The sequence below is a fragment of the Mycolicibacterium celeriflavum genome, from assembly GCF_010731795.1.
Taxonomy (GTDB): Bacteria; Actinomycetota; Actinomycetes; order Mycobacteriales; family Mycobacteriaceae; genus Mycobacterium; species Mycobacterium celeriflavum.
In genome coordinates this window covers 4,724,565-4,747,429 of sequence record NZ_AP022591.1, presented here as the reverse complement: position 1 = coordinate 4,747,429, position 22,865 = coordinate 4,724,565, and the positions used below count along the sequence as shown (strand labels likewise).

Sequence of the window (22,865 nt, the reverse complement as noted above, 5' to 3'; positions counted from 1 at the left end):
CAGAGCGAAACGTCCTGGTTGACCTCGACCGATGTTGAGGTCTTATTGGGCTAGTTGCGCTTGAGCAGCAGCGCTGCGCCGCCCGCCACCACCATGCCGATCAACAGGAGAATTGCCAGCGCCGGGCTGACCAGCCACCACACCAGCCCCACTGCGATGAGCGCGGGCGACGCGACGAACAGCGCCATGCCCGGATGCTGCCTGATGACCGCCACCGCGCTGCGCGCCCGCACCCGGTCGATTTCCTTTGCCATACCCCAACAATGCCAGTTGTCCGGTTAGTTTGGTGCCCATGACCGCACCGAACAATGGAAGCTGGCGACCCGACCCTGAGGGCCGCTACGAGTACCGCTGGTGGGACGGGCAGCGCTGGACCGATCAGGTGTCGCATCAGGGCCAGGTCGGCCGGGCACCGCTGGGTGCCCCGCCCCACGGTCCGGCGCAGGGCCATCCACAGGGTCCGCCGCCCCAAGCGAGCGCGGTCGGCCAGCCCGCAGGGGACGGTTTCGCCGGCATCACCGGCGATCTCGTCGACGGCAGGTTCAGCGAGAAGGAAGCCACGCCGATTGCGAACCAGAACTCGAAACTGTTGCGGGTGCGCCTCGGCGAGCCGTTCATGGCGCGGCAGGGATCGATGGTCGCGTATCAGGGCAACGTGGATTTCGCGTTCGAGGGTGGCGGCGCGTCGAAGTTCCTCAAGAAGGCGTTGACCGGAGAAGGCTTGCCGCTCATGCGCTGTCAGGGTCAGGGTGATGTGTTCCTGGCCGAGCGGGCATACGACGTACACCTGCTGAACCTGACCAATTCCGGCCTGTCGATCAGCGGCAAGAACGTGCTGGCGTTCTCGTCGAGTCTGGACTGGAACATCGAGCGGGTTAAGGGTGGCAGCATCGCGACGGGCGGGCTGTTCAACACCACCCTGCGCGGGACCGGTTGGGTGGCGCTGACCACCGACGGTCCGCCGGTCGTCCTCAACGCCGCCGAGGCGCCGACGTTCGCCGACACGAACGCGGTGGTGGCGTGGTCGGCGAATCTGCAGACGCAGCTCAAGACGAGCTTCAAGGCGGGGGCGCTGATCGGACGAGGCTCCGGCGAGGCGGTTCAGGTCTCCTTCCACGGCCAGGGCTTCGTCATCGTTCAGCCGTCGGAGGGCGTCCCGCCGGTCGCGACGCAGTAGGTCAGAGTTCGAGCAACACGGTCACCGGGCCGTCGTTGACGAGTTCGACGGCCATGTGGGCGCCGAACACCCCGGTCTCGACATCGGCACCGAGCCCGCGCAACGCCTCGGCGAAGGACGTGACGAGTGGTTCGGCCACGGCGCGGGGCGCCGCCGCGTTCCACGCCGGGCGCCGGCCCTTCGCGGTATTGGCATAGAGCGTGAACTGGCTGACCACGAGGAGCGGCGCACCGACGTCGCTTGCCGACTTCTCATCATCGAGAATCCGCAACTGCCACAGCTTTTCGGCCATCCGCGCGGCCTTGGCGTCGTCATCGTCGTGCGTGACGCCGACGAGCGCGAGCAGGCCCTGACCTTCCGGCGCGATGGTGCCGACGACCTCGCCGTCCACCGTGACCGCGGCAGACGTGACCCGCTGAACGAGAACCCGCATGGATGCCGATGCTGCCACGCTCGACGGAACGTAGCTCTGGTAGGCCATACCCTACCGGGGTACCGTTCGACCGTATGAAGCTGAACAGCATCCAACGCGCGGCGATGAACAATCCCGTGCGGGCCGCGCACCAGCACACCCGCGAGGCGGCATGGTTTCGACGGCTGGCGGGCGGCGACCTCGCGGGCCAGCACGTGCTCGAAGTGCCGCCCGCAAGACCTGATTGCATACCCCATGGGGGTATATGTATGCTTGGGGTCATGACCACTACGACAGTTACCGTCACCGGCATGACCTGCGGACATTGCGCCACTTCTGTGCGGGAAGAGATCAGCGAGATCACAGGTGTGACGAACGTCGACGTGGACGTCGCCAGCGGTGCGGTGACCATAGCCAGCGTCGTGCCCGTCGAACCGGCCGAGATCAGAAGCGCCGTGGAAGATGCCGGCTACCGGCTGGCGAGCTGATGAGGACCGGACCTCGGATCGCCGCTTTCGTCACCGCACTCGCGGTGGTGTTCGCGGTCGCGGTGTGGGTCGGCAGGTCGTTCGGACCGAAGGGCGACGTCACTGCGGCCGAGCACCCCGCCGGTCACGACGCCGGCGCAGCTGCGCAACCACCGAGCGGGTTGCAGGCGAGCCAGGGCGGCTACACCCTCGAGCTGGCTCAGTCGCTTCGCTCCGCGGAGCCGAACTCGCCGCTGGAGTTCCGCATCCTCGATGAGGCCGGCACACCGGTGGTGCGCTTCGAGGAATCCCACGAAGAGCTGTTGCACCTGATCGTGGTTCGCAACGATCTGACCGGATACCAGCATCTGCATCCGGTGCTCGACGACCGTGGAACGTGGCGGGTCCCCGTCGATTTCAGCCGAGCGGGTGACTACCGCGTGTTCGCCGACTTTCTGCCCGCCGGCGGGCCCGCGCTCACCCTGAGCGCCAACGTGCACGTGGCCGGCCCCTATCAGCCCCAGCCATTACCCGCGGTCGACGCGTCGTCGACCGTCGGCGACTACACCGTGACACTGCGCGGCACACCGAAAGCCGCTGAGCCGTCGACCCTTACGCTGGCGGTGAACCGCAACGGCACCCCGGTCGACGACCTGCAACCGTACCTGGGCGCCTACGGTCATCTCGTGGCGTTGCGGGCGGCCGACCTCGCATACCTGCACGTGCATCCGATCGGAGAACCCGGCGACGGAGTCACGCCCGCAGGACCGGCCGTCGATTTCCACACCACCTTCCCCAGTGCGGGCGAGTACCGGCTGTTCCTGGACTTCAAGCATCGTGACGAGGTCCGCACCGCCGAGTTCACGGTGTCGGTCGAGCCGTCCGGACAGCAGCACTCCCCCACCCAGGATCACGGCGGGGACGGCCATGGCCACTGACACGATCGAGCTGTCGATCGACGGCATGACCTGCGCGTCGTGCGCGAACCGAATCGAGAAGAAGCTCAACAAGATCGACGGTGTGACGGCGACCGTCAACTTCGCGACCGAGAAGGCGCGCGTCGAGTACGGCGAGGACGTGACGCCCGAGGCGTTGGTGGCGACTGTCGAAGAGGCGGGCTACCAGGCGCAACTGCCGGACGTGCAGGAAGCCGTCACCGAAGACGACCCGACGGCCGCACTTCGGCACCGCCTGCTCGTCTCGCTGGCATTGACGATTCCGGTGATCGCGATGGCGATGATCCCCGCGCTGCAGTTCACGAACTGGCAGTGGCTGTCGCTGACACTGGCGGCGCCGGTGGTGGTGTGGGGCGCGTGGCCGTTCCATCGCGCGGCGTGGGCGAACCTGCGGCACGGCAGCGCCACCATGGACACCCTGATCTCGATGGGAACCGTTGCAGCACTGGGCTGGTCGGTATATGCACTGTTCTGGGGCACGGCCGGCACACCGGGGATGACGCATCCGTTCTCGCTGGCCCTCTCGCGCACCGATGGCTCCGGCAGCGTCTACTTCGAGGTGGCCGCCGGGGTGACCACTTTCATCCTCGCCGGACGGTATTTCGAAGCGCGCTCCAAGCGGCGGGCGGGCGCGGCGCTGCGCGCGCTGCTCGAACTCGGCGCCAAAGACGTCGTGGTGCGCAGTGGCGGTGAGGAACAACGGATTCCGCTCGACCAGCTGGCGGTCGGCGACGAGTTCGTCGTCCGCCCCGGTGAGAAGATCGCCACGGACGGCGTGGTGGTCGAGGGCGCTTCGGCGGTCGACGCGTCCATGCTCACCGGGGAGTCGGTTCCGGTGGACGTCGGCCCGGGCGATGAAGTGGTCGGCGCGACGGTCAACGTCGACGGCCGACTCGTGGTGCGGGCGCGTCGGATCGGGACCGACACCCAGCTGGCTCAGATGGCGCGCCTGGTCGAGGACGCCCAGAACGGCAAGGCGCAGGCGCAGCGGCTGGCGGACCGGATCTCGGGTGTGTTCGTGCCGATCGTGATCGCCTTGTCGGTGGCGACACTCGGCTTCTGGCTGGGCACAGGAGGATCGGTGACGGTGGCGTTCACCGCGGCGGTCGCGGTGTTGATCATCGCGTGCCCGTGCGCGCTGGGGTTGGCGACGCCGACCGCGTTGATGGTCGGCACCGGCCGCGGCGCGCAACTGGGCATCCTGATCAAGGGACCGGAGGTGCTGGAGTCGACGCGCCGCATCGACACGATCGTGTTGGACAAGACCGGGACCATCACCACCGGCAAGATGACATTGGTCGATGTCGTGACCGCCGAAGACGAACGGCCCGACGAGGTGCTGCGGATGGCAGGCGCGGTCGAGAACGGCTCGGAGCATCCGATCGCGAGGGCGATCGTGAAGGGCGCGCGGGACAAGGTCGGTGATCTGCCCTCGGTCGAGGACTTCGCCAACCGGCGCGGTTTCGGCGTCAGCGGGCTTGTCGAGGGCCACCATGTCACAGTCGGCCGGCAGCTGATGCTGACCTCGCACGAGTTCTCCGACGCCTTGAAAGCAGCGGTCCGACAGGCGGAGTCGCAGGGCTACACCGCCGTCGTTGTCGGCTGGGACGACACGGTCCGTGGCGTGCTGGTGGTTGCCGATACGGTCAAACCGACGTCGGCCGAGGCGATCTCGCGGCTTCGGACACTGGGCTTGAGGCCGATAATGGTGACCGGTGACAACGCCGCTGCGGCCCGCACCATCGCAGGACACGTGGGCATCGACGACGTCATCGCCGAGGTGCTGCCGCAAGACAAGGTTGAAATCGTCGAACGCCTGCAGACCGACGGCAAGGTGGTGGCGATGGTGGGCGACGGTGTCAACGACGCGGCGGCACTCGCCAAGGCCGACCTCGGACTCGCGATGGGCAGCGGCACCGACGTCGCGATCGAGGCCAGCGACCTGACGGTGGTGCGCGACGACCTGAATGCAGTTCCCGATGCGATTCGCCTGTCCCGCAGGACATTGGCGACGATCAAGGGCAACCTGTTCTGGGCGTTCGCCTACAACGTCGCAGCGCTTCCCCTGGCGGCGGCGGGTCTACTCAACCCGATGATCGCGGGCGCGGCGATGGCGTTCAGTTCGGTGTTCGTCGTCAGCAACAGCCTTCGGCTGCGCCGCTTCACCGCTACAGCGTCGCGTTGATCGGCCCCAGCATCTGACAGTTCGGCTCCAGCGCGTCCTCGAAAACCTTGCCGCAACCGCGTCCACTCGCGATATAGGTCGCGCCCGGCTGATACGGCTCGAAGTACACCTGCGCCGCCGCCGGTCCCCTGGCCTGTGTGCACTGACCCTGCGAATCCGGCCCGGCGATGTGGACACAGGCGACGCTCATCGCCGGGCGGAACGGAGCCCCGCAAGCGATGAACGAGACCGTCGCGGTCACCTTGCTCACACCACCGGTGTTCACCACTTGTGGCGGCGACAGCGTGTAGCCGCACGCCGGTGGCGGCGGTTGGGCTTCCGCCGTCGTGGCACCCAGCAGACCGGTCGACGCCATGACCAGCGCAACCAGCACGAGTTTGACGACCCGGCGCATCCCTGGATGGTAGAACACCGCAGACAACGCCCGTCTCGAAACGAACTTTGATTCAGGCGTCGGTTCGGCGCACGCGGAACAGCTTCACGTCGGACTTGAAGCCCTTGAGGTGACGCGCGCCGGCGAATGAGCACGCGAACCGCTCGTCGTCAGAGACGGCGTCGCGGGTCGATTCCGAGACCAGGACCGACCCCGGCCGCGCAGCCCCGGTGATGCGGCTGGCGAGATTGACCGAACTGCCGAACCAGTCGCCCGCCCGGCTCACCGCCATACCCGTCGCCACGCCGACGCGGAGGCGGGGGAAGTCCTCGTCGTCGTTGGTCCACTCGAGCAGCGTGAGCACGCCCTCCAACAGCGGCACCGGTTCCGTGCTGACGAGCATCACCTCGTCGCCGATCGTCTTGACGAACCGCACCGGCGGTGCGGATACCTCGTGGGCGAGATCGAAGAGCCGGTGGGCGAGCCGTTCGAGATCCTCGGGCGGAACCGCCTCACCGAGCCGGGTGAAGCCGACGAGGTCGGCGAACGCGATCGTCACGAGCCGGGCACCGGGCAGCCGCTGGCCTTGGGCCCGCTCGGAGGCCGTGATCGCCTCGGTCTCCATCAGATGCCGCAGCTGCAACCGCAACAAGTCCTGGATCATCGGTCCGAGCAACGGGTCCGCAGTGCGCATGAGAGCTTCGGCGTTCTTGGCGATGACGAGTTCCGGCGCGCTCGGGTCGAGCACCGAAGCCAGCCCCGCGTAGCGCATCGCCTCCGCCGCCTTGGACAACCCGTCGGCGAGCACCCGGGTTATCGCAACGATCTGGTCAGGCAGAATGCCGATCTCGATGAACCGCTGCGCGAAGGCCGCGGCCTCGGCGTCGGCGCGCAGGTGGACTGCCGCGTCGGGATCGTCGACAGTAGGCAATCCCATCGCGTGTTGGATGCGCTGCAGCAGGTCGAGATCGATGCCGGTCTTCTCACTGGTTTCTCTCGCAGAGACGTACACACCGTCGTCACCGAGCACCTGGCGTGCGCCGAGCAGCATTGGCAGGTAGGCGTTTCGGATCTCCTCGACGGAGATACCCTTGCCCAGCAACCACGGAATCAGCTCGGCCCGTTCGGCGCGCGCCGCACCTTCGAGCCCGTCCAGCAACCCGGACGCGTCGACGTCGAAGTCATCGGCCACCGACTCAACGTATACCGCGTGCGATCTTGACGTCCTCCCCACGACTGAAGCCGGGGGATTCCAACCTGTTAGACGGGTTGAAGCAGTAATTCCTCGCGGTTTCCTGCTGGTTCCTGCGTCAATGTCACCGCCGCACCCACAGGTGCTGCGGTTTCTCGGCAGGCGGTGACCACAAGCCCTGCGGCCAATATGTTCTTGGCTGCGTTCACATCGGCGTGCACGGGTCCGTGTGGGCAGCTGGTGCACCGGAAAACCGCTTGGCTCTCACGGTTTTTCGGATCCACCTGCCCACACACCGAACACCGTTGTGAGGTGAACGCCGCCGCGACGTTGATCACCTGTGTCCCGGTGTAGCGGGCCACCGAGGTCAACGCTTTGTCGAACCGATTCCACCCCTTTCCCAAGATGGCCTTGTTCAGAGCTGATTTGCGCGCTGCACCGTTCGCGAGGTAGCGGCCGGGGTTGTCGGGATCTTCGACGGGCGTGGCGCGCCGGGTCATGTTACGGGTCTTGAGGTCTTCGACCACCACCACCGCGTTAGCGCGCGCCAAGCGGGCAGCGGTTTGGACACAGAAGTCCTGACGGCGGCGACGCTCACGCGCCCGCAGCCTGGCCAATTTCGACCGGGTCTTGGCGCGGTTGGCCGAACCCTTGCCCGCGCGGGATAGCTTGCGTTGCAGCGCTACCGCGCGGCGGTGTTCACCATCAGTGACGAATGTCCGGTCGAACAGTTCACCGTCGCTGGTGGCCACAGCCACCGCCACCCCGCGATCCACCCCCACCGCCACCCCAGGCGCGCGGTGTTCGTTCGGTGTGCGCATTCCGTCATCGACCAGGAACGACACAAACCAATGCTTGCCTTCCCTCGACACGGTGGCCGAGCGGATGACCTGACCATCCAGGCTCCGCGATGCCCGAAATTTCACCCACCCCAGCTTGGGCAGCTTCACCCGAGCATGGCGTCGGTTCAGTTTCTCCACCGTCATCCTGGAACCTTGAGGAAACCGGAACGACGCCACCCACCGCCGCCCAGAGCGCCACTGCACCTTGAATGTGCCGTGCTCCCGGCACGCTCGGTCCAGATCCATCAACGTCTGCTGCAGACAATGCCCCGGAACGTCTTTCAACCACGGATGCTCAAGCTTGGCCTCGGCCAGCTCGTGGGCCTGGGGCCCATAGTTCATCCACGCGCCGCGCCGGCGATACTCACGCCGCTGCTGCAGACCGGTGTTCCACACCGCCCGGCACGCCGTACCGATCTGTTCTGCGAACAACGCTTGTTCGTCGGTGAAGTCGACCCGGAACCGCCGCCCCGCCAGCACGACTCAGCGGCCTTTCTGCGTGTCGACATACCGTTTGACCATTAGACCCCCGGCACGACCCGTCGCGACGAAATGCGAATTCGTCCCCAACGACGGCAATCGCGACCGCAGCCAGGGATACTCCTCACCAAGCATTTGCGTGGACCGAGCCTTGCTCGCTCTCACCAGCTTGTGCAATCCGTAATGCGGATCCACCTCCACCAGCAAATGCACGCGATCAGGCATGGTCGGCACCTCGAACAACCACGTCCCCTTCTCCTCCATCAAAGCGACTCAGCCGGCCTCGAAACGCGATATTCGCCTTCGTTCGCAAGCTAACAGCCACAACCGACAACATCGGACAGCCATTCACTATGAATGTGCCAACACACCAGATCCACGCCGGGCCTGACCGCTCCAAGCGTGGACTTGACACGCTCACCCCCAGCCTGAAGACAGGAGTCCGCAGCACTCCCTACTTTCGATCGCGGTCTGGCACGTGCTGCGATCCTGTCGGCGTGAAGGCAGCTTGGACGCCGCGATCAAGCCGGACAGCGTGGTGCCCAACGACTTTCAGCGGTTTTCCGCCGAGCATCCGGACATCACGCCGGTGCTGTTCAACGGCGCTGCGGCGCAGAAGAATTTCATCCGTCTTGTTCCCACCGCACCTGACCTGCCGCACCGACGACTGCCCTCGACCAGTCCCGCGCAGACCATGCGATATCAGGACAAGTTCGTAACCTGGCGCGAAGCCATCACCGCACGCCGATAGCCGAAGAACCAGGCGGACGGGGAGCGTCGCGGGTCGGCCGCTACCGTGGCGGGATGTCCTGTGTGTTCTGCGCCATCGTCGCCGGCGAGGCGCCGGCCATCCGTATCTACGAGGACGACGACTATCTCGCGATCCTCGACGTCCGCCCGTTCACCCGCGGCCACACCCTGGTGATCCCGAAACGGCACACCGTCGACCTGACCGACACGCCGCCGGAGACCGTCGCCGCGATGGCGCGGATCGGTCAGCGCATCGCACGGGCCGCGCGCAAGTCGGGGCTGCACGCCGACGGCAACAACATGGTGATCAACGACGGCAAGTCCGCATTTCAATCGGTGTTCCACATCCACCTGCACGTGTTGCCCCGGCAGAGCGGCGACAAGCTGTCATTCGCCAAGAACATGCTGCTGCGTCGCGACCCGGACCGGGAGGAATCCGGCCGCCTGCTGCGTGAGGCCCTGGCGCAACTGGACTCCGCTGCGCAAGACTGACGGCATGAGCATGCCCTGGTGGGAGAAGTACGTCGGATATCCGATGCTGTTGCTGCACGACAAGCTCTACAAGGGCACCAACGGCCGGATCGGACACACGATCCCGGGTGGGCCGCCGATGCTGATCCTGCACACCGTCGGCGCGAAAACCGGCCTGCAGCGCGCTAATTCACTCGCCTATGCCCGCGATGGCGACGACTACCTCGTCGTCGCGTCCAAGGGTGGCGAACCCAAGGCGCCGGGCTGGTATCACAATCTCAAAGCCAACCCGCACGTCGAAATCAATGTCGGACCCAAGCGCATCAAGGTGACGGCCACGCCGGTCACCCGCGACGATCCCGATTTTCCGCGGCTGTGGGAGATCGTCAACAACATGAAGGGCAACAAGGACCGCTACAACCAGTACCAGAAGCGGACCACGCGGCCGATCCCGGTGGTCAAGCTGACTCCTTAGAACAGCTCCTTGGCCAACAACTCCAGCGTCTTCTCGCGCGCCGGCGCGGTCGCCGGCTCGGTGCCGCGGCGTGCCGAGGCCACCGGGTTGACCATCACCTCGTCGACGCCGAACTCGTCGGCCAGCGCGCGCACCTGGTCGGCGGCCTCCGACGGATCGCCGACGACGGCGCGCCCGAACGCGGCTTCGGCGATCCGCTGTGCCTGGGGCGCGAGTTCCTGCTGCTCGGCGTCCTCGACCAGATCCAGCGGGCCCAGCGGCTGACCGGTTCGCAGTCGCGCCATCATCTGCAGGTTCGGCAACGCCAAAGCCGTTGCTTCCTGGCGTGTTTCGGCAACAACCGCGTTGACGGTCAGGAACGTCACGGGTTCGGGGGCCAGCTCGCTGGGCCGGAACCCGGAGCGGTACGCCGCCAACGCCTCTGCGGTGCCCTGGCCCGAGAAGTGATGGGCGAACACGTACGGCAGACCCTTGGCAGCGGCCAGGTGTGCCGAATACATCGACGAACCGAGCAGCCACAGCTTGGGTTCGCTCACCGCAGCGGGCGTGGCCTTGAGGATGTAGCGCTGGTTCGGGATCGGCACCCGCACGCCGCGCGCGCCCATCAGCGCGACGACGTCGTCGAGGTAGTCGGGAAAGGCCTCGATGTCACGATCGTCGCGGCCGGCGGCGCCCCGCAACGCCATCGACGTCACCGGGTCGGATCCGGGTGCGCGGCCGATACCCAGGTCGATGCGCCCGGGGTGGGCCGCCTCCAGCAGCGCGAACTGCTCGGCCACCGCCAGCGGCGCGTGGTTGGGCAGCATCACCCCACCGGACCCGAGCCGCAGTTGCTCGGTGTGGGCGGCCAGGTGCGCGATGAGCACCGGCGGGCTGGTCGCCGCCACCGCGGGCATGTTGTGGTGCTCGGCCACCCAGTATCGGGTGTAGCCGAGGCGGTCGGCGGTCTGTGCCAGCCGGGTCGACGCCGCCAGCGCGTCCGAGGTCGACTGGTCGGTGCGCACCGGCACGAGATCGAGAACTGATAAGCGCATTACCGTGTCAACGCTGCCCTATGCCCGTGACTTCCCGCGGATCGGGTTGTTCCTGCAACAGCCGCTGTATCGGCCGCAGCGCGAGCTCGACACTGACGAATCGCATCGCCAGCTCGCGGAGCACCGCCAGGAAGCGGCTGCGGCGAAACATCATCTTGGCAAGTTGACGGGAATTGTCCTGCGCGGCCTCGACCCGGGGCCGCTGCAGGCGTTCGTACGCGCGCAGCAGATCGGCAAGCGCTGAACCGTCCGATTGGCGCAGTATCCCGGCGAGCACCCAGGCCGACTCCATCGCCATCCCCGCACCGATACCGGCGGTGGGCAGGAACCCGGCGGCGGCGTCGCCGAGCAGCACAGTGCGCGCGGTGGTCCAATCGGGTGCGCGGCAGTCGGTGAGCGACCAGTAATACGGATCGGGGTCCTCCAGCACCGCCGTCAGTGCCCGTTCCAGCCGCGGGCTGACGTCCTTGAGCTGGTGGCGGGTTTTTGCGACGAACGATGCCGGGCCGGCGGCCGTGTCGGCGCGCGGACCTCCGAAGAACACGCCGACCTCCCCCTTGACGGGATACAGACCGGCGAAATAGCCGGCGCCCCACCATTCTTCACCGAGATCCGAGTCAGCGTCTTCCGGTGCCCACACCACCCAGCCGCCCCATTTGGTGTCGACTACCTGGACTGACCGCTGCCCCAGCACCAATTGACGTGTGTCCGAATGTATTCCGTCGGCGATGATCACCAGATCGAAGTTCAGCCGGTGTGTGCCGTCGGGTGTCGACACCGACACCTCAACCCCATCGGCCCGTTCGATGAGCTCGGTGACCGTGGAACCGAAAGTCGCCGCCCCGCCCTCGTCGGTCAGCACGTCGATCAGATCGCCACGGCCGATGCCGCGGTAGTCGCCGAAGCGGGCCAGGATCGCCGACATCGAGTCCTCACGCAGCTTGCGACCGGTGTGCCCGTGGACGGCGTATCGCCCGAGCGGGGTGCTGGCTGCCCGGTACGCCTCGTGCACCCCCAGGTCGTCGAGCGCGGCGTCCACCATGGGCATCAACGCCAGCATGTAGCCCTGGTCCGACGAACTCTCGGCGCGCTCGATCAGCACCGGGTGGCGGCCGTCGCGGCGCAGCAGTTGCGCGGCCGTGACCCCGGCGATCCCGGCGCCGACCACCAGCACCCGCAGCTCGTCGGCGGCCGCCTGTTCATATTGCTTTTCGAGGCTCGTCAGCTTCAACATATTTTCACCGTACCATTGTGTGGACCAGCCGGTCCACTCTGTTAACCTGAATCGTGGCCTCGGCACGGATCGGACGTATGCCGGCAGCGCGGCGGCAACAGCTCGTGGAGGTGGCCGCCACTGAATTCGGTTCTGTCGGTTATGAACACGCCTCACTCAACCGCATCATCGAGCGATGCGGGATGAGCAAGAGCTCGTTCTACTATGTGCTGTCCTCCAAAGCCGAACTCTATGAATTCGTCGTGCGGGAATTGATCACGGATGTGTCGGCGGATATACCGGTCGTCGCGCCTGAAGAATTCGCCGGCGAGCAATTCTGGCCGCGACTCGAACAGTTCTTCGCGGACCTCGTGCTGTTCTCCCAGCGGCAGCAGAACTTCCTGTTGCTGGGGCGGATGTTCTACCTGCAGGCGCCCGACCCCGCCAGAGCCGCCGTCAGCGGGGCGCTCGACGCCGTGCGGGACTGGGTGCAAGAGGTACTGAGCGTCGGCCGTCGATGCGGCGCGGTCCGCACCGACCTCCCCGAGCCGTTGCAGGCCGAGCTGATCCTCCGGATCCTGCAGGTGTTCGACGAATGGACGCTCGCCCATTACGACGACTTTCCCGTCACCGCGCTACAGGAATTGGCCGACGCACAGTTCGCGACTATCCGACGGATGCTCGCGCCTTAGCCTGCCGGAACACGTCGTCGAACATCTGCGGCGTCAGCTTTCCCGTGAACGTGTTCTGCTGGCTGGGGTGATAGCAGCCGACCAGCGCGACGTCGCCGAGCTCGGCGGTGGCGCCGTGGCCGAACTTCGGCGCCGGTGTGGGCACCGTCACCCCGCCGGTGCGCAGCATCTGCAGCGCCGCGCGCCACGCGAACCCGCCGAGCGCCACGATCACCCGCACGTACGGCGCCGTCAACCGCCATTCGGCGTCCAGCCACGGGGCGCAGGTCGCGCGCTCGGCCGGTGTCGGCGCATTGCCCGGCGGTGCACAACGCACCGCCGCGGCCACCCGGGTTCCGTTGAGCACCAGGCCGTCAGCGGCGTCCACACAGACCGATTGGTTGGCGAGGCCAACCCGGTGCAGCGCCGCGTACAGAAAGTCGCCCGAGCGGTCGCCGGTGAACACCCTGCCCGTGCGGTTCGCACCGTGGGCCGCGGGCGCGAGGCCGACGATCAGCACCCGGGGCCGTGCCGCTCCCCAGCCGGGCGCCGGACGGCCCCAGTACGGTTCGTCGGCGTACGACTTGCGCTTGACGATGGCGACCTCCTCGCGCCACTCCACCAAGCGTGGGCAGGCCCGGCACACCGACACCGCGGCGTCGAGTTCCTCTAGCGACTGCACCTCCGGGGCCATCGACGCCACCTGTGCGGCCGTCGACGCCACCGCGGTGCGCGGCGTGGCGGGATCGCCGGGCCAGCCCGAGCCGGGCGGCACCGGCGATGAGAACCGCGCACCGGTCCGCGGGTGAGGCAGCTGCACGCCCACCACTTTGCCCGCGTGCATAATTCGGATGCCGATCGGCCCCGGCCGCTGTTACATTCTGCCGCGGTAACCATGACGCACAGCAGGCGCGGCCCCCTTCTGTTGATCCTGTTCGCCGCGCTGATGGCCGGTGCAGGCAACGGCATTTCGCTGATCGCATTTCCGTGGCTGGTGTTGCAGCGCAACGGCTCTGCGCTGGACGCCTCGATCGTCGCGATGGCGGGCACGCTGCCGTTGCTGGTCGCGACGCTGATCGCGGGCGCCGCGGTCGACTATCTGGGCCGGCGGCTGGTCTCGATGATCTCCGATGCCCTGTCCGCGCTGTCGGTGGCCGCAGTCCCGGTACTGGCGCTGACCTTCGGCGTGGAAGCCGTCAACGTCGCGGTCCTCGCGGCGCTGGCAGGCCTCGGCGCCTTCTTCGACCCGGCAGGGATGACCGCGCGCGAGACGATGCTGCCCGAGGCGGCGGCCCGCGCCGGGTGGACGCTGGACCGCGCCAACAGCGTCTACGAGGCCGTGTTCAATCTGGCCTACATCGTCGGTCCCGGCATCGGCGGCCTGCTGATCGCGACGCTGGGCGGCATCAACACGATGTGGGTCACCGCGCTGGCCTTCGGGTTGTCGATCGTCGCGATCGGCGTCCTGCGACTGGAGGGCACCGGCAGGCCCGACCGCGCCTCGCTGCCCGACGGGGTGTGGGCGGGCATCGTCGAGGGCCTGCGGTTCGTCTGGCACAACAAGGTGTTGCGCACGCTGGCGTTCGTCGACCTGGCGGCCACCGGCCTGTACATGCCGATGGAAAGCGTGCTGTTCCCGAAGTACTTCACCGACCGCAATGAACCGGCGCATCTCGGTTGGGTGTTGATGGCGTTGAGCGTCGGCGGTCTGGTGGGTGCGCTTGGTTACGCGGTGTCCTCGAAGTACCTGAGCCGGCGGGTGACCATGCTGGCCGCGGTGCTGACGCTGGGGGTCGCGATGACGGTCATCGCGTTCCTACCTCCGCTGCCGGTCATCCTCGTGCTGTCGGCGATCGTCGGGCTGGTCTACGGGCCGATCGCCCCGATCTACAACTACGTCATGCAGACCCGGGCGCCCCAGCATCTGCGCGGCCGGGTGGTCGGGGTGATGGGGTCGCTGGCCTACGCCGCCGGGCCGCTGGGACTGATTGTGGCGGGCCCACTGGCCGACGCCGCCGGCCTGCACGTGACGTTCCTGGCGCTGGCGCTGCCCATGCTGCTGCTCGGGATCGTCGCGGTGTTCCTGCCCGCGTTACGTGAGTTGGATCGCCCGCCGACGGTGTGAGCGCTCAACGCTTGCCGGCGAGTCTTTCGGCTTTGCGTGCCTCGCGCTCGAGGCGGCGCTGCTTGGACTCCTCGAATTTCTGCGAGGCCTCCTCCAGCTCCTCGACGAGCACACCGAGGTCGTCGCGCATCCGGGCGGCCTCGCCGGTGAAGTCCTCGCGTTCGAAGATGCGCCACTTCTTCAGCACCGGCATCACCACGTCGTCGAGGTGGATACGCGGGTCGTAGACGCCGCCGACCGCGATGATGACGGCCTTGCGGCGAAACTCCGGAACCGTGTAACCGGGCATCTTGAAGTTGCGCAGCACATGGTGCAGCGAATGCATCGCCTGGTCCGGGGCGATATCAAACCCAGCAGCCGACACGTCGCGATAGAAGATCATGTGCAGGTTCTCGTCGGCCGAGACCCGGGCCAGCAGTTGGTCGGCGACGGACTCGTTGCACGCCTTGCCGGTGTTGCGGTGCGAGACGCGGGTCGCCAGTTCCTGGAACGTGACGTAGATGACCGAATCGAACAGGCTGGTCGCAAACAGGTTGCTGTCGCCCTGATCGTTCTGGCCCGGCGAAAAGCCGCGGGTCATCTGCTCGATGCGCAGCTGTTCCAGTTCGACGGGATCGATGGCGCGGGTGACGACGAGGTAGTCGCGCAGCGCGATGCCGTGGCGGTTCTCCTCGGCCGTCCACCGGTTCACCCACTGTCCCCACGCGCCGTCCAGGCTGAAGTTCATCGCGATCTCACGGTGATACGACGGCAGGTTGTCCTCGGTCAGCAGGTTCTGCAACATCGCCACCCGGGCGACCTCGGAGAGCTTCGACTCATCTGGATGCCAGTCCTGGCCGCCGAGCGCGTAGTAGTTCTTGCCGTCCGACCACGGGATGTAGTCGTGCGGGTTCCAGTCCTTGCGCATCGACAAGTGGCGGTTGAGGTTCCTCTCGACGACGGGCTCGAGCTCGCGTAAGAGCTGCACGTCGGTCAGGTCAGGTCGCATGGGCTCTCTCGGTTAAGTGTGTCTGCTGGTTGCACTAACCTATAGCATCGCGCGCCGGAGCTGCTCGTACCATTGGCGTGTGGAGTCCGCCCTGGCCGATCTGGTCGACGCGCTGCCCGAGGGCGGCGTCGTCACCGATCCGGACATCCTGGGTTCCTACCGGCACGACCGGGCGTTCGACCCGACCGCGGGCACACCGCTTGCGGTCGTGCGGCCCCGCAGCACCGAGGACGTGCAGGCCGTGCTGCGCTGGGCCACCGCCCACAAGGTCGCGGTGGTGCCGCGCGGAATGGGCACTGGCCTGTCCGGCGGCGCGTCGGCCCTCGACGGCGCCATCGTGCTGACCGCCGAGAAGATGCGCGACATCACCGTCGACCCGGTGACCCGCACCGCCGTCGTCCAGCCCGGGCTGCTCAACGCTGAGGTCAAGAAGGCGGTCGCGGAGTTCGGGCTGTGGTATCCGCCGGACCCCTCGTCGTTCGAGATCTGCAGCATCGGCGGCAACGTCGCCACCAACGCCGGCGGCCTGTGCTGCGTGAAGTACGGCGTCACAACCGATTACGTGCTCGGACTACAGGTGGTGCTGGCCGATGGCACCGCGGTGCGACTCGGCGGTCCGCGGCTCAAGGACGTCGCCGGGCTCCCGTTGACCAAGTTGTTCGTCGGCAGCGAGGGCACGCTCGGCGTCGTCACCGAGGTGACGCTGAAACTGCTGCCTGCCCAGTCGGCGGCGTGCACAGTGGTGGCGAGCTTCGATTCGGTGGAGTCGGCCGCCACGGCCGTCGTCGCGATCACGGCGAAGATCCGGCCCTCGATGCTGGAGTTCATGGACTCGGCGGCCATCAACGCCGTCGAGGACAAGCTGAAGATGGGCCTGGATCGCTCCGCCGCCGCGATGCTGGTGGCCGCCTCCGACGACCGCGGCGCATCCGGCGCCGAGGATGCCCGGTTCATGGCCGATGTGTTCACCGAACACGGCGCCAAGGAAGTTTTCTCGACATCGGATCCCGACGAGGGCGAGGCGTTCGTCGCCGCCCGGCGCTTCTGCATTCCCGCCGTCGAGTTGAAGGGCTCGCTGCTGCTCGAGGACGTCGGAGTTCCGTTGCCCGCGTTGGCCGATCTGGTCGGCGGCGTGGCGAAGATCGCGGCGAATCACGAACTGCTGATCTCGGTGATCGCGCACGCCGGCGACGGCAACACGCATCCGCTGATCGTCTACGACCCCGGCGATGCCGCGATGACCGAACGCGCGCATCTGGCGTTCGGAGAGATCATGGATCTGGCCGTCAGCCTCGGTGGCACGATCACCGGCGAGCACGGCGTCGGCCGACTGAAGCGGCCCTGGCTGGCCGGGCAGATCGGACCCGAGGCGATGGAACTCAACCGGCGGATCAAGCAGGCGCTGGATCCGGAGGGGATTCTGAACCCGGGCGCCGCCTACTGACTCGGCCCGCGTCGAGACCGACGTAATGGCTGTTATCCACCTCGGCTAGCGACCAATTCGTCGGTTTCGACGTCGATGCTATTGACAGGGTCCCTGGTTCTGTCGTACCAATGAGACATGACGGCTACTCTGTCTCATGGCACGCCGGTTCGATTCCAGCTCGCGAACGCCGACACCTGGGCTGATCCGTGGCCGATGTACAGGGCGCTGCGTGACCATGATCCCGTCCACCACGTGGTGCCGCAGGACAGGCCCGATGACGACTACTTCGTCATGTCGCGCCACGCCGATATCTGGGCCGCCGCGCGCGACCACGAGACGTTCTCCTCCGCGCAAGGGCTGACCGTCAACTACGGCGAACTGGAACTCATCGGCCTGGCCGACAACCCGCCGATGGTCATGCAGGACCCGCCGGTGCACACCGAGTTTCGCAAGCTGGTGTCGCGTGGTTTCACCCCGAGGCAGGTCGAGGCGGTCGAGCCCAAGGTGCGCGAGTACGTCGTCGAGCGAATCGAGCGCATCCGAGACAACGGCGGCGGCGACATCGTCGCCGAGTTGTTCAAGCCCCTGCCGTCGATGGTCGTCGCGCATTACCTCGGCGTTCCGGAAGAAGACCGGGGCCAGTTCGACGGTTGGACCGACGCGATCGTCGCGGCCAACACCGCCGACGGCGGTATCGGCGGGGCGCTGGAGACGTTGGGCGACAAGCTCGGCGAGATGATGGCCTACTTCACCGCGCTGATCGAACGCCGCCGCGTCGAACCGGAGGACGACACGGTTTCGCATCTGGTGGCCGCCGGGGTGGGCGCCGACGGTGACATCGCCGGTGTGCTGTCGATCCTGGCGTTCACGTTCACCATGGTCACCGGCGGGAACGACACCACCACCGGCATGCTCGGCGGTTCGGTGCAGCTGTTGCATCAGCGGCCCGACCAGCGTCGTCTGCTGGTCGAAAACCCCGAGCTGATACCGGATTCCGTCGAGGAGTTTCTGCGCATGACCTCGCCGGTGCAGGGGCTGGCCCGCACCGTGACCCGCGACGTGGAGGTGGCCGGTACGACGATCCCCGAGGGGCGACGGGTGCTGTTGCTCTACGGTTCGGCGAACCGCGACGAACGCCAGTTCGGCGCCGACGCCGCCGAACTGGATGTGACCCGCAAGCCCCGCAACATCCTGACGTTCAGTCACGGCGCGCATCACTGCCTCGGCGCGGCCGCGGCGAGGATGCAATCTCGCGTCGCGCTGACCGAACTGCTTACGCGGATACCGGACTTCGAGGTCGAGGAGAGCAAAATCGTCTGGGCCGGCGGCAGTTACGTGCGTCGACCGCTGTCCGTGCCGTTCGTGGTGAACCCCTGATGGCCGGCGACTGGCTGGCCGCGCGACGCACCGAAGTGGCCGCCGACAGGATCCTCGACGCGGCCGGCGAACTGTTCGCCCACAAAGAGGCCGCTACCGTGGGTATGCACGAAATCGCCTCGGCAGCAGGGTGTTCCCGAGCGACGCTGTACCGGTACTTCGAGAACCGCGACGCGCTGTACACCGCCTACGTGCACCGGGAGAGCTACCGGTTGTATCGCGAGATGACCGAGCAGATCAACGCGCTGACAGATCCACGCGAGCGCCTGATCGAGGGGATGCTTGCCTCGCTGCGCAATGTGCGCGAAAGTCCCGCTCTCGCATCCTGGTTCGCGACGACACAGCGGCCCATCGGGGCGGAGATGGCCGAGGAGTCCGAGGTGATCAAGGCGCTGACCGAGGCGTTCGTCATCTCGCTGGGTCCTGACGATCCCGAGTTGGTGGCGCATCGCGCCCGGTGGCTGGTGCGGGTGATGACCTCGCTGATGCTGTTCCCCGGCCATGACGAGGACGACGAGCGCTCGATGCTCGAGGAGTTCGTCGTACCGATCCTGCTGCCGGGTCAGCTTTCCTCGTCGCGCGCCGACGCCGTCATGCCACCCAGTAAGCCTGCGCTTTGATCGACTTCTTCGAGATCTTGTACTCCTCGCGGAAGATCTTGGCCACGGCGCGGGTGGTGCGGTTGTCGCATGCCACCCAGCCGAAGTGGTCGTGCGCGTCGAACGCCGCCGCGGCCACGGCTTCCACCAGTGCCTCGCCGGCGTTCTTGCGATCCACCCACACCACGTCGGTGCTGCGGGCCACCGGTAGCTGCTTGTCGTCGTCGTGGCCGGCCTCGAGGAACACCCGGGCTGGGGCGTCGCCGATCGCGGTCAGCAGCGAGTTGATCGCGGGCAGCGATGCGGTGTCCCCGACGATCACGTAGCCGGCGGGCGGCGGTTCGGGCAACGTGAAGTTGCTGCCCAGCACCGTCACCTCGATGGTGTCGCCCGGTTGGGCGTTCTCCGCCCAGTGCGACGCGATGCCATCGTGCAGCGCGAACTCGATGTCGACGGTATCGGTCGCGGGATTGGGGTCGACCAGCGTGTAGCCGCGCTGATGCAGTTTCTCGCCGTCGGCGAACCACATGCGGATCCACATCGTCGGGTGCAACGGAGAACCCTCGAGCATGCCGCCCGCGTCGAAACTCAGCCGAAGGTAATGCGGGCTGATCTCCCGCTTACCCGTCACGGTCAGCTGGTAGTCGCCCGCGCGCAGCAGCTTGAGCACCGCACCCTGGAAACCGCGCGTTGGCTTCTTCTCCGACATAACTGGCCCTCCGTGTCGCCGTTCTGGTTAGGCTACCCTAAGCCGCTTAACAGGTTGATTGTTCGCACCACATGCCTGCGATCAACCCGTTAGCGCGAGCGTTCGTCGAACGGTCAGGCGGTCCGCACCCGGGTGAACCGGTGCAACAGCCAGGCCAGCGGGACGGTCACCACGAAGGTGACGACGAAGAGCATGACGATGGAACCGGTGTAGATCGGATAGTGCAGGATCTCGACCATCACCAGCTCCATCGTGATCAGGTGGATCAGGAAGATCTCGTAGGAGATCTCGCCGAGGAACACCATCGGCCGGCTGGAGAGCAGCCTGGCGTAGAGTCCCCGATCGCCCAGTGCCAGCGGCGCGACCGCAAGTGTGGCGATCACCGCGTAGAAGAACGCTTTCGCCAGTCCCTCGCGTAACTCGTTCGGCGACGTGGTGGGCTCCCCGGCGATGGGTGTGGACACGATGAAATAGCACGCGATCGCCAACGGGACACACGCCAGCGCGTAGGCGCGTATACCCAGTGGCTGCAGCGCCGCCAGCATCATCCCGCCGACGAACCAGGCCAGATACGACGGCAGCCACAGCCGCGCGCCGTCGGGTAGAAAACCGGTGGTGTGTACCAGGATCAGCCACGCCGGGGTGAGCAATGCGAGCGCGCCCAATCCGCTCATCAGCAGGCCCGGCCGCCACCGTCGCCGGCACAGCACCACCAGCAGCAGCCACGCCAACAGCGGCAGCACAACGTAGAACGCGACCTCGACCGCCAGGCTCCACATCTGCGTCAGGCCCTGATGCAAGAACGAATAGAGATAGTGGTCGGTGTAGATCTGGGTCAGTGTGAGGTTGCGGAACAACCCCTCCCAGGTGTGCCCGGGATTCGGGCCCGCGGTCCGGAAGTGATAGACGAGATAGGCCACCAGCACGGTCACCACGTAGGCGGGCATGATGCGGCGCACGCGGTGCCATGCGTATCGACGCACCGAAGGCGCCGGTGCACCCGATGCGGCGGCCTTCACCCACGGCGCGAACAACAGAAATCCGCTGAGCACGAAGAAGATCGGCACCCCGATCTCGGCCCGTGAGTACACCAGCCCGACGTAGCCCTGCGGATACTTTCCCGTCGTGTAGGCGGCGTGGGTGAGCATCACCAACAACGCCGCGACGGCGCGGATGCCGGTGAGCGAGGCGACTCGTTCAGGCTTGCCGACGGATTCCAGGCCGCCCTGCGCGTCCAGCCCGCGCGACAGCGTCATCTCTGCTGCTTGCGCCGGGCCTTGTCCGGCCGCCGGTCGGGCTGCAGGTTGATCTTCACCCCCGAGATACGAGTGTTCTCAAGGGCTTTGAGCGTCTTTTGGGGCAGATCGGCGGGCAACTCGACGAGCGAGAAGTCCGGCCGGATGGTGATGTGGCCGAAGTCGCTGCGGTGCAGGCCGCCTTCGTTGGCGATCGCGCCGACGATGTGCCCCGGCCCGACCTTGTGCCGCTTGCCGACCGCGATGCGGTAGGTGACCAGGCCGTCCCGCGACTTGCGGTCGGGCTTGTCGCGGCGCGGCCGGTCGTCGCGCTCGCGACGCTTCTCCGGCGGCGGCTCGACCATGAAGAACTGGTCCCCACCGCGCGCCTGCGCGGCCAGCGCCGCGGCGATGTCGGCGATCGGCACGTCGTGCTCGCGTTCGTAGTCCTCGATGATGTTTCGGAACACGTCGGTCCCCGGGGCGTTGAGCGCCTCGGTGATCGAGTCGCGGAACTTGGCCACCCGCTGGGCGTTGACGTCTTCGACCGTCGGCAGTTCGGCCTCGATCAGCTTGGACCGGGTGGCCTTCTCGATCGCCCTGAGCAGGTGGCGTTCCCGGGGTGTGACGAACAGCAGCGCCGCCCCGGACCGGCCGGCGCGGCCGGTGCGCCCGATCCGGTGCACGTAGGACTCGGTGTCGTTGGGGATGTCGTAGTTCAGCACGTGGGAGATGCGCTCGACGTCCAGGCCGCGCGCGGCGACGTCCGTGGCGATCAAGACGTCGATGCTTCCGTCCTTCAACGCGGCGATGGTGCGCTCGCGCTGCGCCTGCGGGATGTCGCCGTTGATCGCCGCAGCGGCGAAACCCCTGGCCTTGAGCCGTTCGGCGACCTCTTCGGTGGCCTGCTTGGTGCGGACGAAGACGATCATCGCGTCGCCCTCTTCGACCTCGAGCACCCGCGTCAGCGCATCCATTTTGCGGTGGCCCGCAACCTGGATGTAGCGCTGCGAAATGTTCTCGGCGGTGGCGGTTTTCGCCTTGACGGTGACTTCGACCGGGTCGTGCAGATACTTGGTGGTGATCTTGCGGATCGCGGGCGGCATGGTCGCCGAGAACAACGCAACCTGCTTGTACTCGGGGGTGTCGGACAGGATGCGCTCGACGTCTTCGGCGAAGCCCATCTGCAGCATCTCGTCGGCCTCGTCGAGCACCAGATAGTCGAGCCGCGACAGATCGAGCCGGCCCTTCTCGAGGTGATCGATCACCCGGCCCGGCGTTCCGACGACCACCTGGGCACCGCGCTTGAGTCCCGCCAACTGCGGGCCGTAGGACGACCCGCCGTAGATCGGCAACACGTTGACCTCGGGCAGGTGCGCGCCGTAGCGACCGAACGCCTCGGCCACCTGCAGCGCCAACTCGCGAGTGGGCGCCAACACCAGCGCCTGGGTGACGCGACTGCCGGTGTCGATCTTGGACAGAATCGGGATGGCGAACGCCGCGGTCTTGCCGGTGCCGGTCTGGGCCAGGCCCACCACGTCGGAGCCGGCCATCATCGCCGGGATGGTCGCCGCCTGGATGGCCGAGGGCGTCTCGTAGCCGACGTCGACAACGGCCCGCAGCACCGACGGGTGAATTTGCAGGTCATCAAAGGTCAGCTCGGTGCCAGTCGCATCCGGCTCGGAGGGCGTCATCGGTAACCGAGTCT

General features: G+C 66.9%; 23 protein-coding genes and 2 pseudogenes. 12 read left to right on the top strand and 13 right to left on the bottom strand.

The window, feature by feature from the left end; translation table 11 throughout:
• Positions 1–50: 50 nt before the first annotated feature.
• The gene (locus G6N18_RS22835; protein ID WP_067221926.1) at positions 51–254 is read right to left on the bottom strand and encodes a hypothetical protein; all 204 of its coding nucleotides are present in this window, start codon (positions 252–254) and stop codon (positions 51–53) included.
• A 38-nt stretch (positions 255–292) separates the two neighbouring features.
• On the opposite strand from G6N18_RS22835, the gene G6N18_RS22830 reads away from it, so the two are divergent.
• Positions 293–1,177, top strand: coding sequence for an AIM24 family protein (locus tag G6N18_RS22830; protein WP_083005730.1), 885 nt, complete (start codon positions 293–295; stop codon positions 1,175–1,177).
• Between the two features lies 1 nt (position 1,178).
• Here the strand turns inward: G6N18_RS22830 and dtd are convergent, their stop codons facing one another.
• A complete protein-coding gene (gene dtd / locus G6N18_RS22825) occupies positions 1,179–1,610 on the bottom strand; it encodes a D-aminoacyl-tRNA deacylase (RefSeq protein WP_083005769.1) in 432 nt (143 codons plus the stop codon).
• A gap of 260 nt (positions 1,611–1,870) precedes the next feature.
• Here dtd and G6N18_RS22820 point away from each other — a divergent pair, with 260 nt between their 5' ends.
• The 3 genes from G6N18_RS22820 to G6N18_RS22810 are packed head-to-tail and all read left to right on the top strand — an operon-like array spanning position 1,871 to position 5,197.
• Positions 1,871–2,077, top strand: coding sequence for a heavy-metal-associated domain-containing protein (locus tag G6N18_RS22820; protein WP_067221915.1), 207 nt, complete (start codon positions 1,871–1,873; stop codon positions 2,075–2,077).
• A complete protein-coding gene (locus G6N18_RS22815) occupies positions 2,077–2,994 on the top strand; it encodes a DUF8832 domain-containing protein (RefSeq protein ID WP_083005734.1) in 918 nt (305 codons plus the stop codon). Before G6N18_RS22820 ends, G6N18_RS22815 begins: the two co-directional genes overlap by 1 nt.
• The gene (locus tag G6N18_RS22810) at positions 2,984–5,197 is read left to right on the top strand and encodes a heavy metal translocating P-type ATPase (RefSeq protein WP_083005737.1); all 2,214 of its coding nucleotides are present in this window, start codon (positions 2,984–2,986) and stop codon (positions 5,195–5,197) included. The genes G6N18_RS22815 and G6N18_RS22810 overlap by 11 nt, the downstream gene beginning before the upstream one ends.
• Here the strand turns inward: G6N18_RS22810 and G6N18_RS22805 are convergent.
• The 4 genes and pseudogenes from G6N18_RS22805 to G6N18_RS22790 form a co-directional block, all read right to left on the bottom strand.
• Positions 5,181–5,591 (bottom strand): hypothetical protein, encoded by a 411-nt coding sequence (locus G6N18_RS22805; protein ID WP_067221907.1) that lies wholly within the window; start codon positions 5,589–5,591, stop codon positions 5,181–5,183. The two genes, G6N18_RS22810 and G6N18_RS22805, sit on opposite strands and share 17 nt — an antisense overlap.
• A 52-nt stretch (positions 5,592–5,643) precedes the next feature.
• Complete coding sequence (locus G6N18_RS22800; protein ID WP_067221905.1) at positions 5,644–6,762, bottom strand: adenylate/guanylate cyclase domain-containing protein; 1,119 nt, start codon at positions 6,760–6,762, stop codon at positions 5,644–5,646.
• 68 nt (positions 6,763–6,830) lie between these two features.
• Positions 6,831–8,084, bottom strand: a complete 1,254-nt coding sequence (locus G6N18_RS22795; RefSeq protein ID WP_067221902.1) for an RNA-guided endonuclease InsQ/TnpB family protein — start codon at positions 8,082–8,084, stop codon at positions 6,831–6,833.
• A 3-nt stretch (positions 8,085–8,087) separates the two neighbouring features.
• Positions 8,088–8,351: pseudogene (locus tag G6N18_RS22790) on the bottom strand (IS200/IS605 family transposase); the annotation flags it as partial.
• A 196-nt stretch (positions 8,352–8,547) separates the two neighbouring features.
• On the opposite strand from G6N18_RS22790, the pseudogene G6N18_RS22785 reads away from it, so the two are divergent.
• The 3 genes and pseudogenes from G6N18_RS22785 to G6N18_RS22775 all read left to right on the top strand — a co-directional run.
• Positions 8,548–8,835 (top strand): annotated as a pseudogene (locus tag G6N18_RS22785) (DNA-deoxyinosine glycosylase); the annotation flags it as partial.
• Positions 8,836–8,888: 53 nt separating this feature from the next.
• Positions 8,889–9,326, top strand: coding sequence for an HIT family protein (locus G6N18_RS22780; protein WP_083005740.1), 438 nt, complete (start codon positions 8,889–8,891; stop codon positions 9,324–9,326).
• Positions 9,327–9,336: 10 nt separating this feature from the next.
• On the top strand, positions 9,337–9,780 hold the full coding sequence (locus G6N18_RS22775; RefSeq protein ID WP_083005772.1) for a nitroreductase family deazaflavin-dependent oxidoreductase: 444 nt from the start codon (positions 9,337–9,339) through the stop codon (positions 9,778–9,780).
• On the opposite strand, the gene G6N18_RS22770 is transcribed toward G6N18_RS22775, so the two are convergent.
• Positions 9,777–10,814, bottom strand: coding sequence for an LLM class flavin-dependent oxidoreductase (locus G6N18_RS22770; RefSeq protein WP_083005745.1), 1,038 nt, complete (start codon positions 10,812–10,814; stop codon positions 9,777–9,779). The genes G6N18_RS22775 and G6N18_RS22770 overlap by 4 nt on opposite strands.
• 7 nt (positions 10,815–10,821) lie before the next feature.
• Positions 10,822–12,048, bottom strand: coding sequence for an FAD-dependent oxidoreductase (locus G6N18_RS22765; protein ID WP_067221892.1), 1,227 nt, complete (start codon positions 12,046–12,048; stop codon positions 10,822–10,824).
• A gap of 77 nt (positions 12,049–12,125) precedes the next feature.
• On the opposite strand from G6N18_RS22765, the gene G6N18_RS22760 reads away from it, so the two are divergent.
• On the top strand, positions 12,126–12,719 hold the full coding sequence (locus tag G6N18_RS22760; RefSeq protein WP_083005748.1) for a TetR/AcrR family transcriptional regulator: 594 nt from the start codon (positions 12,126–12,128) through the stop codon (positions 12,717–12,719).
• Here G6N18_RS22760 and G6N18_RS22755 read toward each other — a convergent pair.
• Positions 12,694–13,518 carry a uracil-DNA glycosylase gene (locus G6N18_RS22755; protein ID WP_109749554.1) on the bottom strand — a complete coding sequence of 275 codons (825 nt, stop codon included), beginning with the start codon at positions 13,516–13,518 and terminating at the stop codon, positions 12,694–12,696. The two genes, G6N18_RS22760 and G6N18_RS22755, sit on opposite strands and share 26 nt — an antisense overlap.
• 75 nt (positions 13,519–13,593) lie before the next feature.
• On the opposite strand from G6N18_RS22755, the gene G6N18_RS22750 reads away from it, so the two are divergent.
• Complete coding sequence (locus tag G6N18_RS22750; RefSeq protein WP_067221884.1) at positions 13,594–14,823, top strand: multidrug efflux MFS transporter Tap; 1,230 nt, start codon at positions 13,594–13,596, stop codon at positions 14,821–14,823.
• Positions 14,824–14,827: 4 nt separating this feature from the next.
• On the opposite strand, the gene G6N18_RS22745 is transcribed toward G6N18_RS22750, so the two are convergent.
• A complete protein-coding gene (locus G6N18_RS22745) occupies positions 14,828–15,811 on the bottom strand; it encodes an acyl-ACP desaturase (RefSeq protein ID WP_163689976.1) in 984 nt (327 codons plus the stop codon).
• 79 nt (positions 15,812–15,890) lie between these two features.
• Here G6N18_RS22745 and G6N18_RS22740 point away from each other — a divergent pair, with 79 nt between their 5' ends.
• The 3 genes from G6N18_RS22740 (at position 15,891) to G6N18_RS22730 (ending at position 19,234) form a co-directional block, all read left to right on the top strand.
• Positions 15,891–17,255, top strand: coding sequence for an FAD-binding oxidoreductase (locus G6N18_RS22740; RefSeq protein ID WP_083001878.1), 1,365 nt, complete (start codon positions 15,891–15,893; stop codon positions 17,253–17,255).
• Between the two features lie 117 nt (positions 17,256–17,372).
• A complete protein-coding gene (locus G6N18_RS22735) occupies positions 17,373–18,614 on the top strand; it encodes a cytochrome P450 (protein WP_083001877.1) in 1,242 nt (413 codons plus the stop codon).
• Entirely contained in the window at positions 18,614–19,234 is a 621-nt protein-coding gene (locus G6N18_RS22730; protein WP_083001875.1) for a TetR/AcrR family transcriptional regulator, read from the top strand. Before G6N18_RS22735 ends, G6N18_RS22730 begins: the two co-directional genes overlap by 1 nt.
• Here G6N18_RS22730 and G6N18_RS22725 read toward each other — a convergent pair.
• The 3 genes from G6N18_RS22725 to G6N18_RS22715 all read right to left on the bottom strand — a co-directional run bounded on the left by G6N18_RS22725 (position 19,206) and on the right by G6N18_RS22715 (position 22,851).
• Positions 19,206–19,922 (bottom strand): siderophore-interacting protein, encoded by a 717-nt coding sequence (locus G6N18_RS22725; protein ID WP_083001873.1) that lies wholly within the window; start codon positions 19,920–19,922, stop codon positions 19,206–19,208. The genes G6N18_RS22730 and G6N18_RS22725 overlap by 29 nt on opposite strands.
• 113 nt (positions 19,923–20,035) lie before the next feature.
• Positions 20,036–21,178 (bottom strand): acyltransferase family protein, encoded by a 1,143-nt coding sequence (locus G6N18_RS22720; RefSeq protein WP_083001871.1) that lies wholly within the window; start codon positions 21,176–21,178, stop codon positions 20,036–20,038.
• Positions 21,175–22,851 carry a DEAD/DEAH box helicase gene (locus G6N18_RS22715; RefSeq protein WP_067221843.1) on the bottom strand — a complete coding sequence of 559 codons (1,677 nt, stop codon included), beginning with the start codon at positions 22,849–22,851 and terminating at the stop codon, positions 21,175–21,177. The genes G6N18_RS22720 and G6N18_RS22715 overlap by 4 nt, the downstream gene beginning before the upstream one ends.
• Positions 22,852–22,865: the final 14 nt, after the last annotated feature.

Coding starts and splice junctions, on each gene's coding strand:
- G6N18_RS22835 (WP_067221926.1), bottom strand. CDS start 254: ATGGCAAAGGAAATCGACCGGGTGCGGGCGCGCAGCGCGGTGGCGGTC.
- G6N18_RS22830 (WP_083005730.1), top strand. CDS start 293: ATGACCGCACCGAACAATGGAAGCTGGCGACCCGACCCTGAGGGCCGC.
- dtd (WP_083005769.1), bottom strand. CDS start 1,610: ATGCGGGTTCTCGTTCAGCGGGTCACGTCTGCCGCGGTCACGGTGGAC.
- G6N18_RS22820 (WP_067221915.1), top strand. CDS start 1,871: ATGACCACTACGACAGTTACCGTCACCGGCATGACCTGCGGACATTGC.
- G6N18_RS22815 (WP_083005734.1), top strand. CDS start 2,077: ATGAGGACCGGACCTCGGATCGCCGCTTTCGTCACCGCACTCGCGGTG.
- G6N18_RS22810 (WP_083005737.1), top strand. CDS start 2,984: ATGGCCACTGACACGATCGAGCTGTCGATCGACGGCATGACCTGCGCG.
- G6N18_RS22805 (WP_067221907.1), bottom strand. CDS start 5,591: ATGCGCCGGGTCGTCAAACTCGTGCTGGTTGCGCTGGTCATGGCGTCG.
- G6N18_RS22780 (WP_083005740.1), top strand. CDS start 8,889: ATGTCCTGTGTGTTCTGCGCCATCGTCGCCGGCGAGGCGCCGGCCATC.
- G6N18_RS22775 (WP_083005772.1), top strand. CDS start 9,337: ATGCCCTGGTGGGAGAAGTACGTCGGATATCCGATGCTGTTGCTGCAC.
- G6N18_RS22770 (WP_083005745.1), bottom strand. CDS start 10,814: ATGCGCTTATCAGTTCTCGATCTCGTGCCGGTGCGCACCGACCAGTCG.
- G6N18_RS22765 (WP_067221892.1), bottom strand. CDS start 12,048: ATGTTGAAGCTGACGAGCCTCGAAAAGCAATATGAACAGGCGGCCGCC.
- G6N18_RS22760 (WP_083005748.1), top strand. CDS start 12,126: ATGCCGGCAGCGCGGCGGCAACAGCTCGTGGAGGTGGCCGCCACTGAA.
- G6N18_RS22750 (WP_067221884.1), top strand. CDS start 13,594: ATGACGCACAGCAGGCGCGGCCCCCTTCTGTTGATCCTGTTCGCCGCG.
- G6N18_RS22745 (WP_163689976.1), bottom strand. CDS start 15,811: ATGCGACCTGACCTGACCGACGTGCAGCTCTTACGCGAGCTCGAGCCC.
- G6N18_RS22735 (WP_083001877.1), top strand. CDS start 17,373: ATGACGGCTACTCTGTCTCATGGCACGCCGGTTCGATTCCAGCTCGCG.
- G6N18_RS22730 (WP_083001875.1), top strand. CDS start 18,614: ATGGCCGGCGACTGGCTGGCCGCGCGACGCACCGAAGTGGCCGCCGAC.
- G6N18_RS22725 (WP_083001873.1), bottom strand. CDS start 19,922: ATGTCGGAGAAGAAGCCAACGCGCGGTTTCCAGGGTGCGGTGCTCAAG.
- G6N18_RS22720 (WP_083001871.1), bottom strand. CDS start 21,178: ATGACGCTGTCGCGCGGGCTGGACGCGCAGGGCGGCCTGGAATCCGTC.
- G6N18_RS22715 (WP_067221843.1), bottom strand. CDS start 22,851: ATGACGCCCTCCGAGCCGGATGCGACTGGCACCGAGCTGACCTTTGAT.